This is a genomic window from Aestuariimicrobium sp. Y1814 (genome assembly GCF_050113895.1).
In the GTDB taxonomy this organism is placed as follows: Bacteria; Actinomycetota; Actinomycetes; order Propionibacteriales; family Propionibacteriaceae; genus Aestuariimicrobium.
Genome location: NZ_JBNJRW010000005.1, coordinates 118,584 through 138,934 on the forward strand (window position 1 = coordinate 118,584; position 20,351 = coordinate 138,934).

The window sequence follows — 20,351 nt, forward strand, 5'->3', positions numbered from 1 at the left end:
ACGGATGGCTGATCGGGGTTTTAGTGTGTGTCCATGCCAGAATCCCTCAAGCTCACCAGTCCTGAGACCACCGTCGAGCTGACCGTGACCGATGGCGCCATCCGCGCCACCGACCTGCGGCAGGTCGCCACCGATCAGGGGCCGCTGGCCAGCTACGACCCCGGCCTGGTCAACACCGCCAGCTGCCGCAGCGCCATCACCTACATCGATGGTGACGCCGGCATCCTGGAGTACCGCGGTTACCCGATCGAGCAATTGGCTGCCAACGCCACCCACCTGGAGGTGGCCTACCTGCTGCTCTACGGCGAGTTGCCCACCCCCGAGCAGTTGACCGCCTGGGAGAACCGGGTCAACAACCACCGCTTCGTCCACGAGAACGTGCGCAGCATCATCCAGTCCTACCGCTACGACGCCCACCCGATGGCCAAGCTGATGAGCGGCGTGGCCTCGATGCACACCTTCTACCCCAGCGCCCGCCAGATCGACGACCCCGAAGCGCGTGAGCGCAACATCGTGCGGCTGCTGGCCAAGATCCCGACCATGGCCGCCTGGGCCTACCGGCACTCGATCGGACGCCACTACGTCTACCCCAACGACGAACTGGGCTACGTCGACAACTTCCTGGCCATGCTGTTCCAGAGCCAGCAGTTGGTCTACCGGGCCGACCCGCGGGTGACCCGCGCCCTGGAAATCCTGTTCATCCTGCACGCCGACCACGAGCAGAACTGCTCCACCAACGCGGTTCGTGCGGTCGCCTCGGCCGGCAATGACGTTTACACCTCCGTCGGTGCCGGCATCGGCGCCCTGTTCGGCCCGCTGCACGGCGGCGCCAACGAGGCGGTGCTGAAGATGCTCGGAGAGATCGGCAGCGTCGACCGGGTGCCCGAGTTCGTCGAGGGCGTGAAGAACGGCGGGGCCCGGCTGATGGGCTTCGGCCACCGCGTCTACAAGAACTACGACCCCCGCGCCCGCATCATCAAGCGCGCCTGCGAAGACGTCTTCGAGGTCACCGGGGTCAACCCGCTGCTGCAGGTCGCCCTCGAGCTCGAGAAGTACGCCCTGGAGGACGAGTACTTCATCAAGCGTCGCCTCTACCCCAACGTGGACTTCTACTCCGGCCTGATCTACGAGGCGCTGAAGTTCCCGCCGGAGATGTTCACCGTGCTGTTCGCCGTACCGCGCACCTCCGGCTGGGCCGCCCAATGGCTCGAGGGCATCACCGACCCCCAGCAGCGGATCACCCGCCCGAAGCAGGTCTACACCGGCCACCGCAACCGGCAGTTCATCGCCGCCGACGAGCGCTGAGACCCCGGACGACCCCCGGCGCTGCGGGCGCCGGGGGTCGTCTGTCGCCGACACCGTCGTCCGCTGTCCCCGCGCAGCCCCGTCCGACCTGCAATCCTTGCGCCGCAGCAACGAATACACCCCGCCAGACCCGGACGAGGTGTATTCCTTGCACTCACGCAAAGAATGCAGGTCGGGGTTGAGCGGGCCCCAACCACCCCTCGACCTACTGGGTGGGGTCGATCGGCTCGGGGTGTGCGCCGGGCTGGGACGCATGCCAGTCGGTGGACGGCCGTCCGCTGGTGTCCCAGGCCTGGTTCGGGGCCGACGCGGCATGCGCCTGTCCCTCGGTGGCCTCGAAGGGTGAACCATAGGCCTGCCCGGCATCCGAGGGTGCCTGCTGGCCCTCCAGGGCCGGCTGCCCAGCCGGGTTCACCGCGGGAAGTGACGCCCGGCCCTTCGACGACTTCGGCTTGGTCCCGATGCCACCACCCTCGAGCGCGCGGGCCTCGGCGATGGCCTTCTCGACCGCCGCGTCCGAATCAGCCTTTTCACGCTGCTTCTGTTCCTCGATCTCGGCGAACACGTCGACCCGTTCGGGGGCGCTGAACTCGCCCGTGGGTTCCTCCCCGGCCAGCCGGGGGGCGCCACCGGACTCACCGCCCATGACCTGGCCGAGGCCTTTGAGGGCGTCGTTGAGTTCGCTGGGCACGATCCACATCTTGTTCGAGTCACCCTGGGCGAGGGTGGGCAGCATCTGCAGGTACTGGTAGGCCAGCAACCCCTGGCTGGGACGGCCGGCGTGGATGGCCCCGAAGACGGTGGTGATGGCCTGCGCCTCACCCTCGGCCTTCAGCATCTGGGCCTGACGTTCGGCCTGGGCACGCAGCACGGTCGCCTCCCGCTCACCCTGGGCCCGCAGGATCGCCGACTCCCGGTCGCCGCCGGCGGACAGGATCTGGGCCTGCCGTTGGCCCTCGGCGAGCAGCACCTTGGCGCGCTTCTCACGCTCGGCACGCGCGCTCATCTCCATCGCGTCACGGATGGTCGGCGGCGGTTCGATGGCGCGCAGCTCGACCCGGTTGACCTTGATGCCCCACTTGCCGGTGGCTTCGTCGAGCACGGCCCGCAGGCGGGCGTTGATCTCCTCACGTGAGGTGAGTGCCGCCTCCAGGTCCATGCCGCCGATGATGTTGCGCAGGGTGGTCATGGTCAGCTGTTCGATGGCGGCGCGGTAGCTCTGCGCCTCGTAGGCCGCCCGCACCGGGTCGACGATCTGGAAGTAGATCACCGAGTCGATGTTGACCATCAGGTTGTCCTCGGTGATCACCCCCTGCGGTGGGAAGGGCACCACTTGCTCGCGCATGTCGAGGGTGTAGCGCACGCGGTCGAAGATCGGGATGACCAGGTGTGGCCCCGGTTCGAGTGGGCGCCGGTACTTGCCGAGGCGTTCCACCAGCCCGATCCGCTGCTGGCTGATGATCTTCAGGCTCTGCGAGAGCGCGATGATCACGAACACGACGAGTACGGCGATGATGATGATCTGCATGGCAGCCTCCTAGTGGCCAAGCATGGGGTCGGACCCGCCGTGGTCCAGGTCAGGTGGTGGGGCCTCCAACGGGTAGACCATCAAGGTGGTGCCGTTGACCTCCTGCACCTCGACCTTCTGGCCGAACGCGACCCGGCCGGGGACGACGAGTTTGGCGTTCCAGACCTGTCCCTCGACCTTCACCTCGCCACCGTCATCGGTGATCTCGGCGGTGGCGGTGGCCTGGGCCCCGACGAGCTGGTTCAACGAGTTGCGGTAGCCCGGGGCCTTGCGGACTCGTTCCAGCAGGGTCGGGCGGGCCAGCAGCAACAGCAGCACCGAGACGACCAGCGCCACCAGCACCTGGACGACGATGAACCCGGGCAGCACCAGTGCGGTCAGCCCGCCGGCGACCGCGCCGCCGGCCAGCATCAGCAAGGTCATGTCCAGGGTGAGCATCTCGGCGGTGCCCAGTACCAGCCCCAGGCCGAACCAGCCGGCCCACAGGTTCTCCCTGATCCACTCCCCGAAGTCCATGACGTGCTCCCGCCTACTGCGGCACCCTCAGGCCGTCGGTGGTCATGGGGGCCGCAACCCCATTCTCCCCCACCGCGGCAACTCCCACCTGGGGGACGTCTGCCCTGGCCGGGGCGCTGTTGCGCACGGCCCGCGCGGTCCAGCGACCGTCCTCGTGGCCGACCTTCAGCGGCAGGTCGAAGGTGGCGCTCAGGTTTTCGTCGGTGAGCACCTCGCTGATCGGGCCGGAGGCGACGACACGGCCCTGGCGCAGCAGCAGCGCGTGGGTGATGCCCTCGGGGATCTCTTCGATGTGATGGGTGACCAGCACCGTGGCCGGGGCCTCTTCGTCCAGGCAGATCTCGCTGAGCGTGCTGACCAGCGATTCGCGGCCGGTCAGGTCGAGGCCGGCGCCGGGTTCGTCCAGCAGCAGCAGCTCGGGGTCGGTCATCAGCGCGCGGGCGATCTGCACCCGCTTGCGCTCCCCCTCGGACAGGGTGCCGAAGGTGCGTGCCGCGAGGTGGTCGACCCGCAACTGGCGCAGCAGGCCCTGGGCGCGTTCCACGTCCATCGGGTCGTAGTCCTCACGCCAACGCCCCATCACGGCGTAGCTGGCTGACATGACCACGTCGTCGACGCGCTCACCGCGGGGAATCCGGTCCTGGATCGCGGCCGAGGAGACGCCGATGCGGGGCCGCAGCTCGAACACGTCGACGGCACCCAGCAGTTCGTCCAGCAGCCCGACCAGGCCGCTGGTCGGGTGCAGCTGCGCGGCCAGCACCTGCATCAGGGTCGTCTTGCCGGCGCCGTTGGGCCCGATGACCACCCAGCGTTCACCTTCGGCGACCTGCCAGGTGATGTCGTCCAACAGTTTCGCGCCACCCCGGACGACGTCGACACCGGCGAGTTCCACCACTGAGCTCATGGCTCCCAACCTACACAATCACCGCCACCGGGCTGCCGCGGCCCGCGGCATAGGCTGGGGTGCGTGACTTTGCTGCTGCCACGGCTGGCGGTGCTGCTGAACTCGATGGACGCCGGCCGCGTGAACCCGTCGGAGGCCGAGCATGCGCTGGCCGGTCAGGTGCACCTGGTCGAGGACCCCGAACAGCGCCTGGGGCTCGGTCACCACCCGACCCTGCGGCTGGCGATGGCGCAGATGCCGAGGTTGCCGGGGCCGGGCGGGTGGGTGCTGGCACTGGTGACACCCGGACGACTCGGTGGGCTGCGTGGCCCGGCCGCGTTGAACCAGTCAGCGCTGGCGTCGGTGCCGGAACCGGAGTTGGGGGCGGTGGCGGTGGTGCTGCGTCACGACGGGCTGCTGGCCTGGCAGGCCGCGGCGGCCATTCCCGAGGAGGAGTCGGTGGACGAGGAGGTGCTCAGCCTGGTGCTGTCCGGGGCGGAGCGCCCGCTGTCGCCTGCCACGCCCACCGAGGCCGGGCGCCAGTTGGCCCAGGTGATGGCCGCCTCCACCGCTGCCCTGGAGGCGATGGCGGTGGCGGCCGGGCGACGCCCCGACCCGGCGGCGACAGTGCAGCTGGGCGGCAGCTACCCGGCGAGCAGCCAAGTGCTGCTCGACCAGGCCATGACGGTGCTGGCGGTCGTTGAGGCAGCACACCGCTGGGAGGCGGAACTGCCGCATTCCCACGCGGTGACCAGCCGCTCGGGAGCGCTGGCATCGCTGCGCGCCGCCGCGCTGGATGCCGTGCAGGCAGCCGTGTCGTGGCCCACCCACCTGATGGTCTGAACCCGCAGCGGGCGTCGGCCAGCAATGGGCGCGGGTCAGCGGCGCGGGAAGGCAGCGGCCAGCTGCAGCTGGTCCTCGAGCAGTTGCGGGACATCGGCCCGCAGCCGCCGGTAGAGCTCCACCTCCTGGGGGTCGGTGGCGACCACCTCGCCCTGGTCCACCCCGGGCCGCAGCAGGCCCAGCCCCTCGTCCAGCGTGGTGGCGCGACCCACGGCGAGCAGGCCCAGCGCCGCCGCCCCGAGGCTCGCGCTGCCGTCGCTGCCCACCACGGTCAGCGGACGACCCAGCACCGAGGCGATGATGTGGGCCCAGACGGCAGACCGGAACGCACCACCACTGGCGTGCACGGAGGTCACCGGGCTGACCTGGCCCAGGGCGTCGGTGATGCCGGCGAACTGCATGGCCACGCCCTCCATGGCAGCCCTGACCAGGTGGCCACGCCCGTGGTGTCGCTGCAGCCCCATCAGGGTGCCGTGCAGCGACGGGTCCCACAGGGGGGCCCGCTCGGCGATCAGGTAGGGCACCATCACCAGGCCCTCACTGCCGGGCGGTACTCGCCCGGCCAGCTCGAACAGGTCGGCGAAACTGCGGTCGGGGCCCTCGGTGAGCAGGTCGAAGCCCAGCAGGTCGAGCAGCCAGCTGATCACCCCGCCGCCGTTGGACAGCGGCCCGCCGACCACCCAGCTGCCCGGCGTCAGCGCCAGGCAGAACAGGGTGCCGCGGTCGTCCACGCCGGGTTCGTCGACGAAGGTGCGCACGGCACCGCTGTTGCCCAGGGTGAGCCCACCCACACCGGGGACGAGCGCCCCCACCCCGATGTTGGCCAGCGGCCCGTCGCCGGCCCCGAGCACCACCGGCAGCCCGGCGGGCAGGCCGCAGCGCCCGGCGGCAGCAGCGCCCAACGGCAGGGTGTCGGTGATTTCGTGGACGTCGGCGAGCTGGTCGGCGGTGATGCCGGCCAGTTCGAGCAGACCCTCGTCCCACTGCCGGGTGTGCATGGCCAATAGCCCGCTCGCCGAGGCACTGTTGACCTCACTGGTGAGCCGGCCGGTGAGGTGCCAGACGACGTAGTCCTTCAGCCCCACCCACCAGCGCACCCTGGCCTGGGGGTCGTGCCGGGCGAACCACATCAGCTTGGTCAGCGGTGACATCGGGTGCACCGGGACGCCCGACAGGTGGTGCACGTCGAAGGCCTGGCTCGACTCGTACAGGGCGGCGCACTCATCGGTGGAGCGGGAGTCGGCCCAGGTCACCAGTGGGGTCACCGGACGGTGGTCGGCGTCCAGGCCGACCAGTCCGTGCATGGCCGCACTGCACGAGATCGCCAGCACCGGTGTACCGTCGAGCTGCTGGGCCAGGTCTGCCAGCGCGGCCAGCACCGCGTCGACGATCTGGTCGGGGTCCTGCTCCTCACGCCCGGGAGCAGGGCGCAACAGGGGGAACTCGCGGCGGACCGTGATGGCCCGGCCACCCCCGATGGGGTGTGCGGTGGCCTTGACGGCGGTGGTGCCGACATCGAGGCCGATGATCACCTGCGATGGCGCTGAGTCCCCCTGTTGCATGGCCTCATCCTTGCCCAAGTTCCTCCACCAGTGCCACCACGAGGGCCACCAGTTCGGCGTCGTCAGCCAGGTCGGCCCCGAGCAGCCGCAGCACTCCGGTCACGGCCTCCTCGGGGGTTCCGGTGGTGGCGGCATCGACGTAGGGCGGGGCAGCGGCATCGGTGATGGGGGTGGTGTGGCCCTGCAGGTGGCGGATCCAGGCGGCGACACCGCGGGCTGCCCCGCGTCCGTCACGGCCGGCGGCCCGTTCGGCGCGCAGGGCGGGCAGCAGCCGCACCGGCACCTTCTGGGATCCGTCGGCGGCGATCTGGGCCAGCAGGTGGCGGATCTGGCGGTTCTCGAAGCGGCTGACCAGCGCGGCCCGGTAGGCGACGATGTCCGACTCGGGCACCGACAGGTGGCGGGCGGCCTCGTCCCACCACTGTTCGACCCAGTCACGCACCACCGGGTCGGTGATGGCCTCGGAGACCACCTCGTGGCCGCGGGCGGGCGCGGCGTAGGCCATCAGCGTGTGCGAGCCGTTGAGCAGCCACAGCTTGCGCTGTTCGAAGGGTTCGACATCGTCGACGAAGTTGGCATCCCAACCCGGACGACCCGCGGGGAAGTCGCCGGCGACGACCCATTCGGTGAACGGTTCGGTGACCACCGGGGCGGCGTCGGTGCGGCCGGTCTGTTCGGTGACCGCGGCGATCTCGGCGTCGGTGGTGCGGGGGGTGATCCGGTCGACCATGGAGGTGACGAAGCTGTGCTGGTGGACCAGGTCGAGCAGGGCGGGGTCGACGGCCTCGGCGAGGCTGAGGGTGACCCGGCCGGCCACTCCCCCGTTGTCGGGCAGGTTGTCGCAGGACAGCACCGCGACGGGGCCACCGCCGGCGTCGCGGCGGGCGATCATGCCGGCGACCAGTTTGCCGGGAGCGGTGCGGACGTCAGCCAGGTTCCCGGCGGCCAGTGCCTCCCGGTCGGCGACCACGGTCGGGTTGGTCAGGTCGATGCCGCCGTCGGCGCCACGCAGGTAGCCGGCCTCGGTGACCGTCAGGGTCACCACGGCGAGTTCGGGAGCACGCCAGTAGTCGAGCCAGGCCTCGAGGTCGGTGCCGGCGTGGACGGCCGAGACCGAGCTGATCACCTGCGGCTGGTCGCCGTCGTCGGCGCGCACGAGCAGGGTGTAGAGGCCGTCCTGGGGCCCGAGCTGGTCGGCCAGGGTGGTGGAGCGACCGCAGAAGGCGGCGATGCCCCACTGGTCGGCGTCGGGGGCGTGTTCGGTGTACCAGGCCTGGTGGGCCCGGAAGAAGTTCCCCAGGCCGAGGTGGACGATGCGGACGGGGGCGGCGGGACGTCCGTCGCCGGCGGCACGCGACAGGGTGGGGAGTGAATCGTTCACAGCTGGAACACCTTTCGGGGGTTGTCGACCACCAGGGAGTGGATGGTCTCGAGTGCTTCGTCCTCGTCCAACCGGTGTTCAACGACCAGGTCTGCCAGGTGGCAGGCGTCGAGCCGGCGGGACATGTCATGGCGGGTGGGAATGGAGCAGAACGCTCGGGTGTCGTCGATGAACCCCGAGGTGCGGGTGAAACCTGCCGTCTCGGTGACCGCGCGGCGGTAGCGCTTGATCGCGTCGGGGGCGTCGAGGAACCACCAGGGCACGCCTGCGTACACGCTGGGGTAGAACCCGGCCAGCGGTGCGATCTCGCGGCTGAACACGGTCTCGTCGAGGGTGAACAGGACGAGAGTCAGGTTCGGGTGGGTGCCGAAGGACTCCAGGGCGGGTTGCAGCGCGCGGGTCACCTCGACGCTGATCGGGATGTCGGCGCCGATGTCGGCGCCGTAGCGTTCGAAGCTTGGCCGGTGGTGGTCGCGGGCCACCGCCGGGTGCAGGGTCATGGTCAGGCCGTCCTCGCAGGCCATCCGTACCTGGTGCCAGACCAGGTGGCGGCGCAGTGCGGTGGCCTGTTCGGTGGTGATGCTGCCGCTGAGGCCGAGCTGGTAGAGCCGGTTGGCCTCGTCCTCGTCAAGGCGGGTGGTGCCCAGGTCGGCGTGGGAGTGGTCGGCTGACACTGCGCCGTGCTGCTGGAAGTAGGCGCGGCGGTCCTGCAGTGCGGCCAGGAAGCCGGGCAGGTCGTCCACCGGCACCCCGCTGGTCTCACCGAGCCGCTGCACCAGGGAGGCCCAGCCGGGGTGGGCGGCCTCCAGGTACTTGTCGGGGCGGAAGGTGGGCACGACCCGGCGGGTGAAGCTGCCGTCCGACCGCAGCGCCGCGTGGTGGGTGAGGTCGTCACAGGGGGCGTCGGTGGTGGCCAGCACGGCGATGTCGAAACGTTCCATCAGGCGGCGCGCCGAGTTGGCGGGGTCGGCCAGCCAGGCGGCGATGGTGTCGTAGAGCCGGTCGGCGGACTCGCGGCTCGGCTTCTCGGTGATCCCGAACATCTCGACGAACTGGTTCTCGAGCCAGTAGCGCACCGGGGTGCCGCGGAAGTCGGCCCAGTGCTCGCACAGGTGGGCGAAGGCGCGCCGTGCGGCCGGTTCGTCGAGGCGGCCCTGCCCCACGCCCAGTTCGTGCAGCGGCACCCCGTTGGCGTGCATCAGCCGGGTGACGTAGTGGTCGGGGGTGATCAGCAGTGCGGCCGGGTCGTCGAAGCTGATGTCCTCGGCGATCCACTGGGCGGGCACGTGCGAGTGGGGCGAGATGATCGGCAGGTCGGCGACCGAGGCGTGCAGCCGTCGGGCCACGGCGCGGGTGCGCTCGTCGGCCGGGAACAGCCGGTCGGGGTACAGCCGCAGTGACGTCGTGGTCATGAGTCCCACTGTGGTTGCCCGGCCGCGGCTGCGGCAACGGGTTGCCATCGGTTGCCAGTCCTGACCCGGACGAGCCGCTGTTTCGGGGTCCTGCCCGGGCCCGACCCGGGTACGGCAACTCGCGGCAAGTGGTTGCGCAGGCTGCGGGGGCGGCGTGGAATGGGGGGATCGACCAGATGAGGAGTTGCCGTGACCCAGATTGAAGCCGACCTGATCGGCGGGCCGGACCAGCATGTCATCGACGACCAGCTGGACGCGTTCATCCAGAAGAGCCTCGCCGGGGCCGACCTGGACGGCAAGGATGTCGTCCTGGTGATCCCCGACGGCACCCGCAGTTGCCCGCTGCCGCTGGTGCTGGGGCTGCTGCACCGCCACCTGGTCGACAAGGTGGCGAAGCTGACCGCCGTGATCGCCCTGGGCACCCACTCCTACATGGAACCCGACGAGATCGCCCGGATGGTCGGCGGTGACCCCGAAGAGACCTACCCGGGGATGGCTGTCGTCAACCACGAGTGGGCCGACCCCGACATGCTGGTCAACGTCGGCCACATTCCCGGTGAGCGGATCTCGGAGTTGTCCGAGGGACGCCTCGACGTGGGCGCGAACATCCTGATCAACCGGCACGTGGTCGAGTCCGACGTGGCGATCGTGGTGGGCCCGGTCTTCCCGCACGAGGTGGTCGGCATCTCGGGCGGCAACAAGTACTTCATCCCCGGGGTGGCCTCGCAGGAGTTCATCGACATGACCCACTGGGTCGGGGCGCTGATCACCAGCTACGAGATCATCGGCACGACCGGCATCACCCCCGTGCGGGCCATGATCAACGAGGGTGCTGCGCTGATCCCGACCCAGCGGCTGGCGCTGTGCCTGGTCGTCGAGTCGGGCAGCGGCCTGATCGAGGCGGCCGCCTGGGGCACTGCCGAGGACTCGTGGGCAAAGGCGGCGGCGATCGCCGCCGAGACCCACGTGAAGTACGTCGAGAAGCCGTTCACCCGGGTGCTGTCGATCATGGCTGAGCGCTATGAGGACATCTGGACCGCTGCCAAGGGGTTCTACAAGCTGGAGCCGGCGGTGGCCGACGGCGGTGAAGTGATCATCTACGCCCCGCACGTCACCGAGGTCTCGGAGACCCACCACGAGATCCACGAGGTCGGCTACCACTGCCGCGACTACTTCGTGAAGCAGTGGGACAAGTTCAAGGACGTCCACTGGGGGGTGCTGGCCCATTCCACCCACCTGCGCGGCAAGGGCACCTACAACGCCGAGACCGGTGAGGAGAAGCTGCGGGTCAAGGTGACCCTGGCCACGCAGATCCCCCGGGAGGTGTGCGAGTCGATCAACCTGGGTTACCTGGACCCTGCCGAGGTCGACATCGCCGCCTTCGAGGCCGCCCCCGATACCTTCGTCGTCCCCAATGCCGGGGAGGTGCTCTACCGGGTCAGGTGATAGCCGGGTCAGGTGATAGCCTGCAGGTACGTGCTCCGGGGTCGGTGCAATTCCGAACCGGCGGTAACAGTCCGCGACCCACCCGCATTCGCTGGGGTGGTTGACCTGGTGGAACTCCAGGACCGACGGTGAAAGTCCGGAGGGGAGGCAGCACGAACGGGACGCACCTTGGGGTGTGCCCCGAAGGCATGGCACCTGTAGCCGTTCCGTCAACCCGGAGTCCGTCGTGTTACACGCCGACAGGACGAGGGAGGGCGATGATGACCGCGGGTCACCCCGACGACGAATGCTGGCTGCGTCGCGCCCTCGAGCTGGCCACCCGCTCCCCCGCCCCCGACCCGAACCCGCGCGTCGGTGCGGTCATCGTGCGCGACCAGGTGCTGCTCGGTGAGGGCTGGCACCACGGTGCCGGCACCCCGCACGCCGAGGTCGAGGCCCTGCGCGCCGCCGGTGATGCGCGGGGTGCCACCGCCTACGTCTCCCTCGAGCCGTGCAACCACACCGGACGAACCGCTGCCTGCGCGCTGGCGTTGATCGAGGCCGGCGTCAGCCGGGTGGTCTACGCCCAGCCCGACCCCAACCCGGTCGCTGCCGGCGGGGCGAGCACCCTGCGGCAGGCCGGTATCGAGGTGGCCGGTGGCCTGCTCGCCGAGCAGGCCGAAGCCCTGAACCGGGGCTGGTCGTTCTCGGTGCGCCACGGCCGACCGCGGGTGACCTGGAAGTTCGCCTCGACCCTCGACGGGCGCAGCGCCGCCGCCGACGGCACCAGCCAGTGGATCACCGGTGGGGCGGCCCGCGCCGACGTGCACCGGCTGCGCGACGGTTTCGGTGCGGTGGTGGTGGGCACCGGCACCGCCCTGGCCGACAACCCCCGCCTGACGGTCCGCACCGACCCCCCGCCGCTGCGCCAGCCCCTGCGGGTCGTGGTGGGTCGGCGTGACCTGCCGCCCACCGCCAACCTGCTGGACGGGTCGGTCGAAACGTTGCAGGTGCGCAGCCATGACCCTGCCGAGGTGCTGGCGGCCTGCCATGCCCGCGGCATCCACGAGGTTTGGCTGGAGGGTGGCCCGGTGCTGGCCGCCGCCTTCCTGCGCGCCGGGCTGGTCGACGAGGTCATCGCCTACCTCGCCGGCGCCCTGCTGGGGGCCGGCGCCCAGGCGGTGGCCGACCTCGGCGTCGGCACCATCGACCAGGCCCACCGGTTCAGCCTGGTCGACGTCACCCGGCTGGACGACGACGTCCGGCTCACCCTTGCTCCCCGTCCGACCGAGATTCCCCGTCCGAGCGAGATTCGCCGTCCGAGCGGCGTTGCCCACTCCACCGACCTGCAGGAGGCCGACTGATGTTCACCGGAATCGTCGAGGAGGTGGGCACGGTGCTCACCATCGAGCAGCAGGCCCGCTCCGCAGTCCTGGCCGTGACCGGCCCACTGGTCACCAGTGACGCCGCTCCGGGCGACTCGATCTGTGTCAACGGGGTGTGCCTCACCGTGGTCGACCTGGTTGAGGGCCACGACGGCCGGGCCTTCAGCGTGGATGTCATGGCCGAGACCCTGGACCGGTCAAGCCTGGGTGGGCTGCAGGTGGGCTCCCCGGTCAACCTGGAACGAGCGATGCCGGCCACCGGCAGGTTCAGCGGGCACATCGTGCAGGGCCATGTCGACGGCACCGGCCGGATCATCGAGATCGTCCCCGGCGAGAAGTGGCAGGTCGTGAAGGTCAGCCTCGACCCGGCCCTGAGCCGCTACGTCGTCGAGAAGGGGTCGATCTCGCTCGACGGGGTCTCGCTGACGGTGGCCTCGACCAGTGAGCCCGGCGCCGAGCAGGCGTGGTTCACGGTCTCGCTGATCCCCACCACGCTGGCCGGGACGATCCTGGGCACGGCCCGGGTCGGCCAGGTGGTCAACCTCGAGGTGGACGTGCTGGCCAAGTACGTCGAACGCATGCTGGCCCGCGAAGAAGGACTACCCGTGGGGGTGCAGGGGGTCACCCCCCGCGAAGGACTGGAGCCCCAACGATGACCGCGCCGCTGGAACTGAGCATCGTCACCGACCCCGACCGGGTCGAGCACTGCGCGACCACCCGGATGCCCACCGAGCACGGCACCTTCACCGCCCATGTCTACCGCGACCTGCTCACCGGCGCCGAACATGTCGCGCTGGTCAGCCCCGGTGGCCTGGAGGGCACCCGGCTGTCGACGCCGCTGGTCAGGATGCATTCCGAGTGCCTGACCGGTGACGTGTTCGGGTCACTGCGCTGCGACTGCGGCCCGCAGCTGCAGCGTTCCATGCAGGAGGTGGCCGAGCGGGGTGGTGCGGTGATCTACCTGCGGGGGCATGAGGGCCGCGGGGTGGGGCTGGCAGCCAAGCTGCAGGCCTACGCCCTGCAGGACCAGGGCGTGGACACCGTCGATGCCCAGCTCGAGCTGGGCCTGCCGGTGGATGCCCGTGAGTACGGTGCCGCGGTGGCCATGCTCGCCGACCTCGGCATCGACCGGATTGCGCTGCTGACCAACAACCCGGCGAAAGTCGAGGCCCTGCGCGCCGCCGGCATCGTCATCGACCAGGTCGAGTCGGTGGAGATCCCGCCGAACCCCGACAACGAGTTCTACCTGCAGACCAAACGTGACCGGATGCGCCACCGCATCCTGCTCGACCAGATGGAGGCCTGACATGGTCAACCCCGGAATCCCCATCCTGTCCCCCGAGGGCGCCGGTCGCCGCATCGCGATCGTCGCCTCGCAGTGGCACACCACGATCATGGACGGGCTGATCAACGGCGCCCAGCAGTCGCTGGCCCGCGCCGGTGTCGACGACGTCACCCTGGTGCGGGTGCCCGGCTCGTTCGAGCTGCCGGTGGCCTGCGCCCGGCTCGCCGACCACTTCGACGCCCTGGTGGCCCTGGGGGTGGTGATCCGGGGCGACACCCCGCACTTCGACTACGTCTGCCAGGCCGCGACCCACGGGCTGACGCAGGTGGCGATCAACACCGGCAAGCCGGTCGGGTTCGGCGTCCTGACCTGTGATGACGAGGCCCAGGCCCTGGACCGGGCGGGACTGGAAGGTTCCAGCGAGGACAAGGGCGCCCAGGCGGTCGAGGCAGTGCTGATGACCCTGTCGGCGGTCGAGCGGGCGCTGGCCGGGCTCACCGACGCTCGGTAGCCGGGGGTCCGGTCGACGCGCGCACCTTCAGCAACACCGGCATCACGACCGGCGCCTGGGAACGCCAGGTGGCGCCCTTGATCAGCCCGATCAGGTTGGAGATCCCCAGCGCACCCAGCCGCGCCAGCGGGGCGGCCACGGTGGTCAGCTGCGGCGTGACCAGTTCGGCGCCGAAGGCGTTGTCGAAGCCGATGATGCTCATCTGCTCGGGTACCCGCACCCAGCGGTCGCGCAGCGCCTGCAGCAGCCCGAAGGCCATCAGGTCGTTGTAGCAGACCACCGCCTTCGCACCGCGGGCCAGCAGTTCGTCGGCGATCTTGTGGCCCTCGCGCATGTTGGGGTGGAAGGGCCCGATCCGGTGCGACGTGAGCACCAGCTCGATGGAGGCTTCCCGCATGGCCCGCCAGCGCACCCCGTCCGCCCAGCTCGCTTCCGGCCCGGCGACGTACCACAAGTGGGTGTGGCCGAGTTCGGCCAGGTGCTCCACCGCCCGACGCATCCCGCGTTCGTTGTCGGTGATGATGCTGGGCATCCCCTGCACGTCGCGGTTGAGCACCACCACCGGCATCTGTTTGCCGAGCTGGCGCAGGTGCGTGTCCGAGATGCGTGAGCTGGCCACCATCATCGCGTCGATCAACGGCATCGCCCGGCCCATGTTGCGGCGTTCGATCTCCTCGTCCTCCTGGGCATCGATCAGCAGCACCGAGTAGCCGTGTTCGGCGGCGGCCGCCTCGGCGCCGCGGATGATCCCGAAGTAGAAGGGGTTGGTCACATCCGAGACCGACAGCCCGATGGCGCGCTTCGTCGAGGGCAGGGTGGGGGGCGCCTCGATCGTTTCGGTGCGGTAGCCGAGGTCCTGGGCGACGGCGCGGATGCGGGCTGCTGTTCGGGCACTCACACGTCCGGGCCTGGCGAAGGTCCGGCTGACGGTGGAGGGGCTCACGCCGGCTGCGACGGCCACGTCATAAATGGTTACCGCAGGCCCGAAAGCATCATTGCTCACGCCGTCATGCTAGGCGACACCACGTCGCATGTATGGGCGGGGGTGTGACAAAGTCCTCAAACCCGGTAGTGTCGCGACTTGCGGCGGCTTACCTGCGGATGTCACCTGCATCCAACGAAGGGATCCCCCGATGCTGCGTCCCCAGGACAGCTCGACCCGTGAACGCAAGAACCCTCAGTGGCATGTGGGACTTCCGCCTCGACCCCGACGGCGTGGGGCGTGAGCAGGTGGTTCGCCGGAGCGCTGGCGGATGCGCGCAAGATGCCGGTCCCGGCGAGTTTCAACGACCTGGTGACCGACACCGCGACTCGTGAGTACTTCGGCGACATCTGGTACCAGACCACGGTGCGGGTGCCGCGCGGCTGGGACGAGCAGCGCATCGCGCTGTACGTCGAGTCGGCCACCCACCGTGCGACCGTGTGGGTGGACGAGGCCGAAGTGGTCAGCCACGAGGGCGGCTACCTCCCCTTCGAGGCCGACCTGACCGACGTCGTGGACCCGGGCCAACTCGTCCGGTTGACGATCTGTATGAACAACTCGCTGAACTTCCAGTCCGTGCCCCCGGGTGTGGTCGAGGACACCCCGGCCGGCCCCCGCCAGGATACTGGCACGACTTCTTCAACTACGCAGGGATCCATCGTCCGGTGTGGTTGCACTCGATCCCGAAGGCGCACCTCAGCGACGTGACGGTGGACACCGGCTTGGACGAGGGCGTGGGCACTGTCGGCTACACCGTGGACACCCGGGCCGCCGAGGGCCTGGGGGTGCGGGTGGTGCTGCGCGACGAGGACGGCATCGAGGTGGCCACCGCGGAGGGGCACCGGGGCGAACTGACGGTGGCCGATGTGCGGCCGTGGCGCCCGCTGGACGCCTACCTGTACGACCTGGAGGTGCAGGTGGTCGACGGCGACGACGTGGTCGACTCCTTCCACCAGGCGGTCGGGGTGCGGACCGTCGAGGTGCGCGGTACGCAGTTCCTGATCAACGGTGAGCCGTTCCACTTCAAGGGGTTCGGCATGCACGAGGACCACGTCACCATCGGCAAACACAGACCGACCCCACTCGTCCGGTGGGGTTCGTCAACGTGATGCTGGCCCCGCACGGCCAGTGCCGGGTGAGCCAGTTCGGCGAGGTGATCATGCTGAACCGCTACTACGGCTGGTACGTGCAGACCGCTGACCTGGCCAACGCCGAGGTCGCGATGCGCGCCGAGACCGCCGGCTGGGCGGGCGAGGGCAAGCCGATCATCTTCACCGAGTACGGGGCCGCCACCTACCCCGGCCTGCACCAGCTGCCCGCCGAACCATGGAGCGAGGAGTACCAGGTCGACTACCTGGAGGTGCAGCACCGGATCTTCGACGAGTTCGACGAGGTGGTCGGCGAGCAGATGTGGAACTTCGCCGACTTCGCCACCACCGGCGGCATCATGCGGGTGGGCGGCAACAAGAAGGGTGCCTTCACCCGGGAGCGCCAGCCGAAGCTGGCCGCCCACCTGCTGGGTCGCCGCTGGACCGGCGAGAGGGGCTGACGGATGACCGGGCCCGGCCGACGGGCCGGGCGCCGGTCGAAGGGCTCAGGCGCCGGTCGAGTGCAGCCCGCCGTCGACGTGGACGACCTCGCCGGTGGTCGCGGGGAACCAGTCGGACAGCAGCGCCACGACAGCCTTCGCGGTCGGGGTGGTGTCGGTGGGGTCCCAGCCCAGCGGGGCACGTTCGGCCCACACGTCGTCGAAGCTGGACGCCCCGGGGATGGCCTTCTTCGCGATGGTCTGCAGGGGGCCGGCCGAGACGATGTTGGAGCGGATGCCCTGCTTGCCCAGGTAGCGCGCCAGGTAGCGGCTGGTCGACTCCAGCGCTGCCTTGGAGACCCCCATCCAGTCGTAGCTGGGCCAGGTGACCGAACCGTCGAAGGTGAGGCCCACGACGCTGGCGGACTCGCCGAACAGCGGCTTGCAGGCCATGGTGAGGCTTGCCAGGGAATAGGCGGAGACGTGCAGCGAGGTGGCCACGTCGTCCCAGCCGGTCTCGAGGAACTTGCCGCCCAGGGCAGTCTCGGGATTGGCGAAGGCGATGGAGTGCACGACGCCGTCGAGGTGGTCGACGTGCTCACGCACCGCGTCGGGCAGGGCGGCCAGGTGGTCGGCGTCAGTGACGTCGAGTTCCAGCACCGGCGGCACCGGGTCGAGCTTCTGCACCACGCGCCGGGTCAGGCTCAGCGCCCGGCCGAAGTTGCTGACCAGCACGGTGGCGCCCTCCTGCTGCGCGATCCGCGCCGCCTCGTAGGCGATGGAGGTGTTGTGGGTGACGCCTGCCACCAGGATGTTCTTGCCCTCGAGGATTCCCATGTGTGGTCCTTCGTTCTCGTCCGTGTGTCGTGTGCGCGGTGTCGCGCGGGGAGGGTGTGGAGCGGGCTCGTCAGTGGCCCATGCCGAGGCCGCCGTCGACGGGGATCACGGCACCGGTGATGTAGCCGGCCTCGGCCAGGAAGGCGACTGCCTGGGCGACGTCGTCGACCTGGCCCAGTCGTCCGGCGGGGATGCGGGCCTGGTAGCCCTTGATGGTGTCCTCGGGCAGCACCGCGGTCATGTCGGTCTCGATGAACCCGGGCGCGACCACATTGCAGGTGATGTTGCGGCTGCCGAGCTCACGGCTGAGAGAGCGGGCGATGCCGACCAGTCCGGCCTTGGAGGCGGCGTAGTTGACCTGCCCGGGTGAGCCGAGCAGCGCCACCACCGAAGAGATCAGCACGATGCGGCCGTAGCGCTGCTTCATCATGGCGCGGGTGGCGCGCTGGACCACCCGGAAGGAGCCGGTCAGGTTGGTGTCGATGACGCTGGCGAAGTCGTCCTCACCCATGCGCATCAGCAGCCCGTCCTTGGTGATGCCGGCGTTGGCGACCAGCACCTCGACCGGGCCCAGTTCGCCCTCCACATCGGCGAAGGCGGCGTCGACCTGCTCGGCATCGGTGATGTCACAGCGCACCCCGAAGACACCCGGGGGCACCTCGCCGCTGCGGAAGGTGCCCGCCACGCGGTACCCCTGCTCGAGCAGGTGGCTGGCGATGCTGGCGCCGATGCCCTTGTTGGCTCCGGTGACGAGCGCGACACGGCCGGCCTGGTTGGGGGATGTGCTGGTTTCACTCACACCTGTGAACCTACCCAACCGTGCCGCGGCTCGCCTGCGCCGAACGCACAGTGTCCCGGTTTGGATTTGTGTGGAATCCTGCAAAGGTGAGTTCATCCAGTGATGGCCAGGGCTTCCGCCGGTCATCCCAGCGGGTGGTCGTGGTGACCCAGGTCGCCGAGAGCCGCACCGAGGACCTGAATCGCCGCCGGCGCAACTATGCGATCGCGATGGCGATCCGGACACTGTCGTTCGTCCTGATCTTCTTCGTGCCGGGGGTCTGGAAGTTGGTGCCGCTGCTGGCGGCGGCGGTGCTGCCGGTGCTCGCGGTGATGTTCGCCAACGCCCTCGACCACCACCAACCACCACCCATCAGCGAGGAGCCCGACCCGCGGTTGGCGCTGACGTCGGGGGCCGAGATCATCAAGGGTGAGGTGGTCGCTGACGAGGACCCGTCGGCGACCGACGACCCCCCGCAGCCCGGCTGACCGCCGGACGGTCCCCCACCGACCAGCCGATAGGCTCATGGGGTGAAGAAGCTGTGGATCCGGTGGGTGGTGCTGGTCTTGTTCGTCACGGCCCTGGCGGTGACCTTCGTCCAGCTGGGTGAGTGGCAGTTGCACCGCCTCGACCAGCGCCGCGACCGCAACGCCGCGGTGCTCGCCAACCAGGCCAAGCCCGTGGTCGACTGGCGACAGGTTTTCGGTGACACCGTCGAAGAGGACGAGCAGTGGCAGCGGGTCACCATCACCGGCACCTACCTTCCCCAGCACCAGCTCGAGGTGCGCTACCGCAACGTCGGCGGTGAGGCAGGCAGCGAATGGGTGGTGCCAATCCAGACCGCCGACGGTGGCATGGTGCTCGTCAACCGGGGCTTCACCCCCCGCGACGCCGGCACAGTCCTCGAGGCCGGGGCTCCCCCCGGTGGTGAAGTCACCGTGGAGGGGTTCGTGCGCCGCAACGAGCGCGGCAAGGACAGCGCGACCGTCCCGGTCCAGGGGTCGGTGCGGCTGATCAACGCGCCGGCGATCGCCACCGAACTGGACCTGCCCCTGGCCGACGGTTACATCCAGCTGATCAGCAGTGAGCCGCCGACCACCGGCCTCACCCCGGTGGGCCTGCCCGAGACCGATGAGGGCCCGCACCTGTCCTATGCCATCCAGTGGTTCCTGTTCACGGCGGTGGCGGTGATCGGGTGTGTGCTGCTGGTGCGCGCCGACCTGAGGGAGCGTCGGCGTCGCCGGGAGCGCGCCCAGGCGCTGCGCGAGGAGTTGGCCGGGCGCACCTCCGCCGGGGGTGGGGCGGCCCCCGACGAGCAGTCCGACGACGACCAGTCCGACGACGAGCAGCTCGGCGGCGAGGACCCCCGCGAGGACTCCGGGGAATGAGCGGTTTCGATGCGCTGGTCTGCCCGCTGTGCCGGCTCCCGTTGGGCGTGCAGGACCGGGTGGCGGGCTGCGGTTCGGGGCACCGTTTCGACCTGGCCCGGCAGGGCTACCTGAACCTGCTGGGTCGTGCTGCCGGGGCCAATGCCGACACCGCCGAGATGCTCGACCAGCGCCAGCAGTTCCTGGGGGCCGGCCACTACCAACCCATCGTCGACGCCGTGGTGGCTGCCTGCACCGGGGCATCGAGGGTGCTCGAGGTCGGGGTCGGCACCGGGTCCTACCTGTCGGCGGTCCTCGACGCGCTGCCGGAGGCCGAGGGGCTGGGGCTGGACATCTCGCCGGCCGCCGCCCGCCGTTCCACCCGGGCTCACCCCCGCCTGCAGGCGGTGGTCGCCGATGCCTGGCAGCCGCTGCCGCTGCACGACGAGTGGTTCGACGTGGTGTTGTCGGTGTTCGCGCCGCGCAACCCCGCCGAGTTCGCCCGGGTGCTGGGGCCGGGCGGGCGACTGGTCACCGTCACCCCCAACTCCGGGCACCTGGCCGAGGCCCGGGAACGGTTCGGCCTGATCGACATCCACCCCGACAAGGACGAGCGGCTGCAGCGGGCGCTGGAGCCGCTGTTCACCCGGGTCGACGAACAGCGGGTCGCCTTCGTCCTCGACCTGGACGCGGCGGCGATGACCGCCCTGGTCGGGATGGGCCCCAATGCGCTGCACGAGCATGGCAGCACGTCCCCCGGCAGGGTCGGCGTCGACGTGCACGTCAGCACCTGGCAGCTGAACTGAACGGGGCGCCACCCCCG

22 protein-coding genes and 1 riboswitch are annotated in these 20,351 nt (G+C 70.1%); of the genes, 13 read left to right on the forward strand and 9 right to left on the reverse strand.

Going from position 1 to position 20,351, the window contains the following annotated elements:
• Window positions 1–33 precede the first annotated feature (33 nt).
• Complete coding sequence (locus tag ACQE3C_RS07665; protein ID WP_434538590.1) at window positions 34–1,305, forward strand: citrate synthase; 1,272 nt, start codon at window positions 34–36, stop codon at window positions 1,303–1,305.
• A 205-nt stretch (window positions 1,306–1,510) separates the two neighbouring features.
• Here ACQE3C_RS07665 and ACQE3C_RS07670 read toward each other — a convergent pair whose 3' ends face one another.
• The 3 genes from ACQE3C_RS07670 to ACQE3C_RS07680 are packed head-to-tail and all read right to left on the reverse strand — an operon-like array spanning window position 1,511 to window position 4,253.
• Window positions 1,511–2,833 carry an SPFH domain-containing protein gene (locus ACQE3C_RS07670; protein WP_434538591.1) on the reverse strand — a complete coding sequence of 441 codons (1,323 nt, stop codon included), beginning with the start codon at window positions 2,831–2,833 and terminating at the stop codon, window positions 1,511–1,513.
• A gap of 9 nt (window positions 2,834–2,842) precedes the next feature.
• Window positions 2,843–3,349: an NfeD family protein gene (locus ACQE3C_RS07675; protein ID WP_434538592.1), complete on the reverse strand. Its 507-nt coding sequence runs from the start codon at window positions 3,347–3,349 to the stop codon at window positions 2,843–2,845.
• A gap of 13 nt (window positions 3,350–3,362) precedes the next feature.
• Window positions 3,363–4,253, reverse strand: a complete 891-nt coding sequence (locus tag ACQE3C_RS07680; RefSeq protein ID WP_434538593.1) for an ABC transporter ATP-binding protein — start codon at window positions 4,251–4,253, stop codon at window positions 3,363–3,365.
• 63 nt (window positions 4,254–4,316) lie between these two features.
• Between ACQE3C_RS07680 and ACQE3C_RS07685 the strand changes: the two genes are divergently transcribed.
• Window positions 4,317–5,075, forward strand: a complete 759-nt coding sequence (locus ACQE3C_RS07685; protein ID WP_434538594.1) for a hypothetical protein — start codon at window positions 4,317–4,319, stop codon at window positions 5,073–5,075.
• Window positions 5,076–5,110: 35 nt separating this feature from the next.
• Here the strand turns inward: ACQE3C_RS07685 and ACQE3C_RS07690 are convergent, their stop codons facing one another.
• The 3 genes from ACQE3C_RS07690 to uxaC are packed head-to-tail and all read right to left on the reverse strand — an operon-like array spanning window position 5,111 to window position 9,430.
• The gene (locus tag ACQE3C_RS07690; RefSeq protein ID WP_434538595.1) at window positions 5,111–6,637 is read right to left on the reverse strand and encodes a gluconokinase; all 1,527 of its coding nucleotides are present in this window, start codon (window positions 6,635–6,637) and stop codon (window positions 5,111–5,113) included.
• A gap of 4 nt (window positions 6,638–6,641) precedes the next feature.
• A complete protein-coding gene (locus tag ACQE3C_RS07695) occupies window positions 6,642–8,018 on the reverse strand; it encodes a mannitol dehydrogenase family protein (RefSeq protein ID WP_434538596.1) in 1,377 nt (458 codons plus the stop codon).
• Window positions 8,015–9,430 (reverse strand): glucuronate isomerase, encoded by a 1,416-nt coding sequence (gene uxaC, locus ACQE3C_RS07700; RefSeq protein ID WP_434538597.1) that lies wholly within the window; start codon window positions 9,428–9,430, stop codon window positions 8,015–8,017. The genes ACQE3C_RS07695 and uxaC overlap by 4 nt, the downstream gene beginning before the upstream one ends.
• A 189-nt stretch (window positions 9,431–9,619) precedes the next feature.
• Here uxaC and ACQE3C_RS07705 point away from each other — a divergent pair, with 189 nt between their 5' ends.
• The 5 genes from ACQE3C_RS07705 to ribH all read left to right on the forward strand — a co-directional run bounded on the left by ACQE3C_RS07705 (window position 9,620) and on the right by ribH (window position 14,036).
• A complete protein-coding gene (locus ACQE3C_RS07705) occupies window positions 9,620–10,876 on the forward strand; it encodes a lactate racemase domain-containing protein (protein ID WP_434538598.1) in 1,257 nt (418 codons plus the stop codon).
• 27 nt (window positions 10,877–10,903) lie between these two features.
• Window positions 10,904–11,033, forward strand: a riboswitch (FMN riboswitch).
• Window positions 11,034–11,136: 103 nt separating this feature from the next.
• Entirely contained in the window at window positions 11,137–12,219 is a 1,083-nt protein-coding gene (gene ribD, locus ACQE3C_RS07710; RefSeq protein WP_434538704.1) for a bifunctional diaminohydroxyphosphoribosylaminopyrimidine deaminase/5-amino-6-(5-phosphoribosylamino)uracil reductase RibD, read from the forward strand.
• Window positions 12,219–12,896, forward strand: coding sequence for a riboflavin synthase (locus ACQE3C_RS07715; RefSeq protein WP_434538599.1), 678 nt, complete (start codon window positions 12,219–12,221; stop codon window positions 12,894–12,896). Before ribD ends, ACQE3C_RS07715 begins: the two co-directional genes overlap by 1 nt.
• Window positions 12,893–13,546 carry a GTP cyclohydrolase II gene (locus ACQE3C_RS07720; protein WP_434538600.1) on the forward strand — a complete coding sequence of 218 codons (654 nt, stop codon included), beginning with the start codon at window positions 12,893–12,895 and terminating at the stop codon, window positions 13,544–13,546. The genes ACQE3C_RS07715 and ACQE3C_RS07720 overlap by 4 nt, the downstream gene beginning before the upstream one ends.
• Before the next feature lies 1 nt (window position 13,547).
• Window positions 13,548–14,036 (forward strand): 6,7-dimethyl-8-ribityllumazine synthase, encoded by a 489-nt coding sequence (gene ribH, locus ACQE3C_RS07725; RefSeq protein ID WP_434538601.1) that lies wholly within the window; start codon window positions 13,548–13,550, stop codon window positions 14,034–14,036.
• Here the strand turns inward: ribH and ACQE3C_RS07730 are convergent.
• Window positions 14,020–15,039 (reverse strand): LacI family DNA-binding transcriptional regulator, encoded by a 1,020-nt coding sequence (locus ACQE3C_RS07730; RefSeq protein WP_434538602.1) that lies wholly within the window; start codon window positions 15,037–15,039, stop codon window positions 14,020–14,022. The genes ribH and ACQE3C_RS07730 overlap by 17 nt on opposite strands.
• Window positions 15,040–15,258: 219 nt before the next feature.
• Between ACQE3C_RS07730 and ACQE3C_RS07735 the strand changes: the two genes are divergently transcribed.
• From ACQE3C_RS07735 to ACQE3C_RS07745, 3 genes are read left to right on the forward strand one after another with little or no spacing between them, the layout of a single operon-like run.
• Entirely contained in the window at window positions 15,259–15,726 is a 468-nt protein-coding gene (locus ACQE3C_RS07735; protein ID WP_434538603.1) for a sugar-binding domain-containing protein, read from the forward strand.
• The gene (locus ACQE3C_RS07740) at window positions 15,723–16,127 is read left to right on the forward strand and encodes a glycoside hydrolase family 2 TIM barrel-domain containing protein (RefSeq protein ID WP_434538604.1); all 405 of its coding nucleotides are present in this window, start codon (window positions 15,723–15,725) and stop codon (window positions 16,125–16,127) included. Before ACQE3C_RS07735 ends, ACQE3C_RS07740 begins: the two co-directional genes overlap by 4 nt.
• Complete coding sequence (locus ACQE3C_RS07745; RefSeq protein ID WP_434538605.1) at window positions 16,109–16,567, forward strand: glycoside hydrolase family 2 TIM barrel-domain containing protein; 459 nt, start codon at window positions 16,109–16,111, stop codon at window positions 16,565–16,567. The genes ACQE3C_RS07740 and ACQE3C_RS07745 overlap by 19 nt, the downstream gene beginning before the upstream one ends.
• Window positions 16,568–16,612: 45 nt before the next feature.
• Here ACQE3C_RS07745 and fabI read toward each other — a convergent pair whose 3' ends face one another.
• Window positions 16,613–17,383, reverse strand: a complete 771-nt coding sequence (gene fabI / locus ACQE3C_RS07750; protein ID WP_434538606.1) for an enoyl-ACP reductase FabI — start codon at window positions 17,381–17,383, stop codon at window positions 16,613–16,615.
• A 70-nt stretch (window positions 17,384–17,453) separates the two neighbouring features.
• Window positions 17,454–18,182: a beta-ketoacyl-ACP reductase gene (locus ACQE3C_RS07755; RefSeq protein ID WP_434538607.1), complete on the reverse strand. Its 729-nt coding sequence runs from the start codon at window positions 18,180–18,182 to the stop codon at window positions 17,454–17,456.
• Window positions 18,183–18,268: 86 nt separating this feature from the next.
• Between ACQE3C_RS07755 and ACQE3C_RS07760 the strand changes: the two genes are divergently transcribed.
• From ACQE3C_RS07760 to ACQE3C_RS07770, 3 genes are read left to right on the forward strand one after another with little or no spacing between them, the layout of a single operon-like run.
• Window positions 18,269–18,649, forward strand: coding sequence for a DUF3099 domain-containing protein (locus tag ACQE3C_RS07760; protein WP_434538608.1), 381 nt, complete (start codon window positions 18,269–18,271; stop codon window positions 18,647–18,649).
• A gap of 42 nt (window positions 18,650–18,691) precedes the next feature.
• On the forward strand, window positions 18,692–19,549 hold the full coding sequence (locus ACQE3C_RS07765) for an SURF1 family cytochrome oxidase biogenesis protein (RefSeq protein WP_434538609.1): 858 nt from the start codon (window positions 18,692–18,694) through the stop codon (window positions 19,547–19,549).
• On the forward strand, window positions 19,546–20,334 hold the full coding sequence (locus ACQE3C_RS07770; protein WP_434538610.1) for a methyltransferase domain-containing protein: 789 nt from the start codon (window positions 19,546–19,548) through the stop codon (window positions 20,332–20,334). The genes ACQE3C_RS07765 and ACQE3C_RS07770 overlap by 4 nt, the downstream gene beginning before the upstream one ends.
• Window positions 20,335–20,351: the final 17 nt, after the last annotated feature.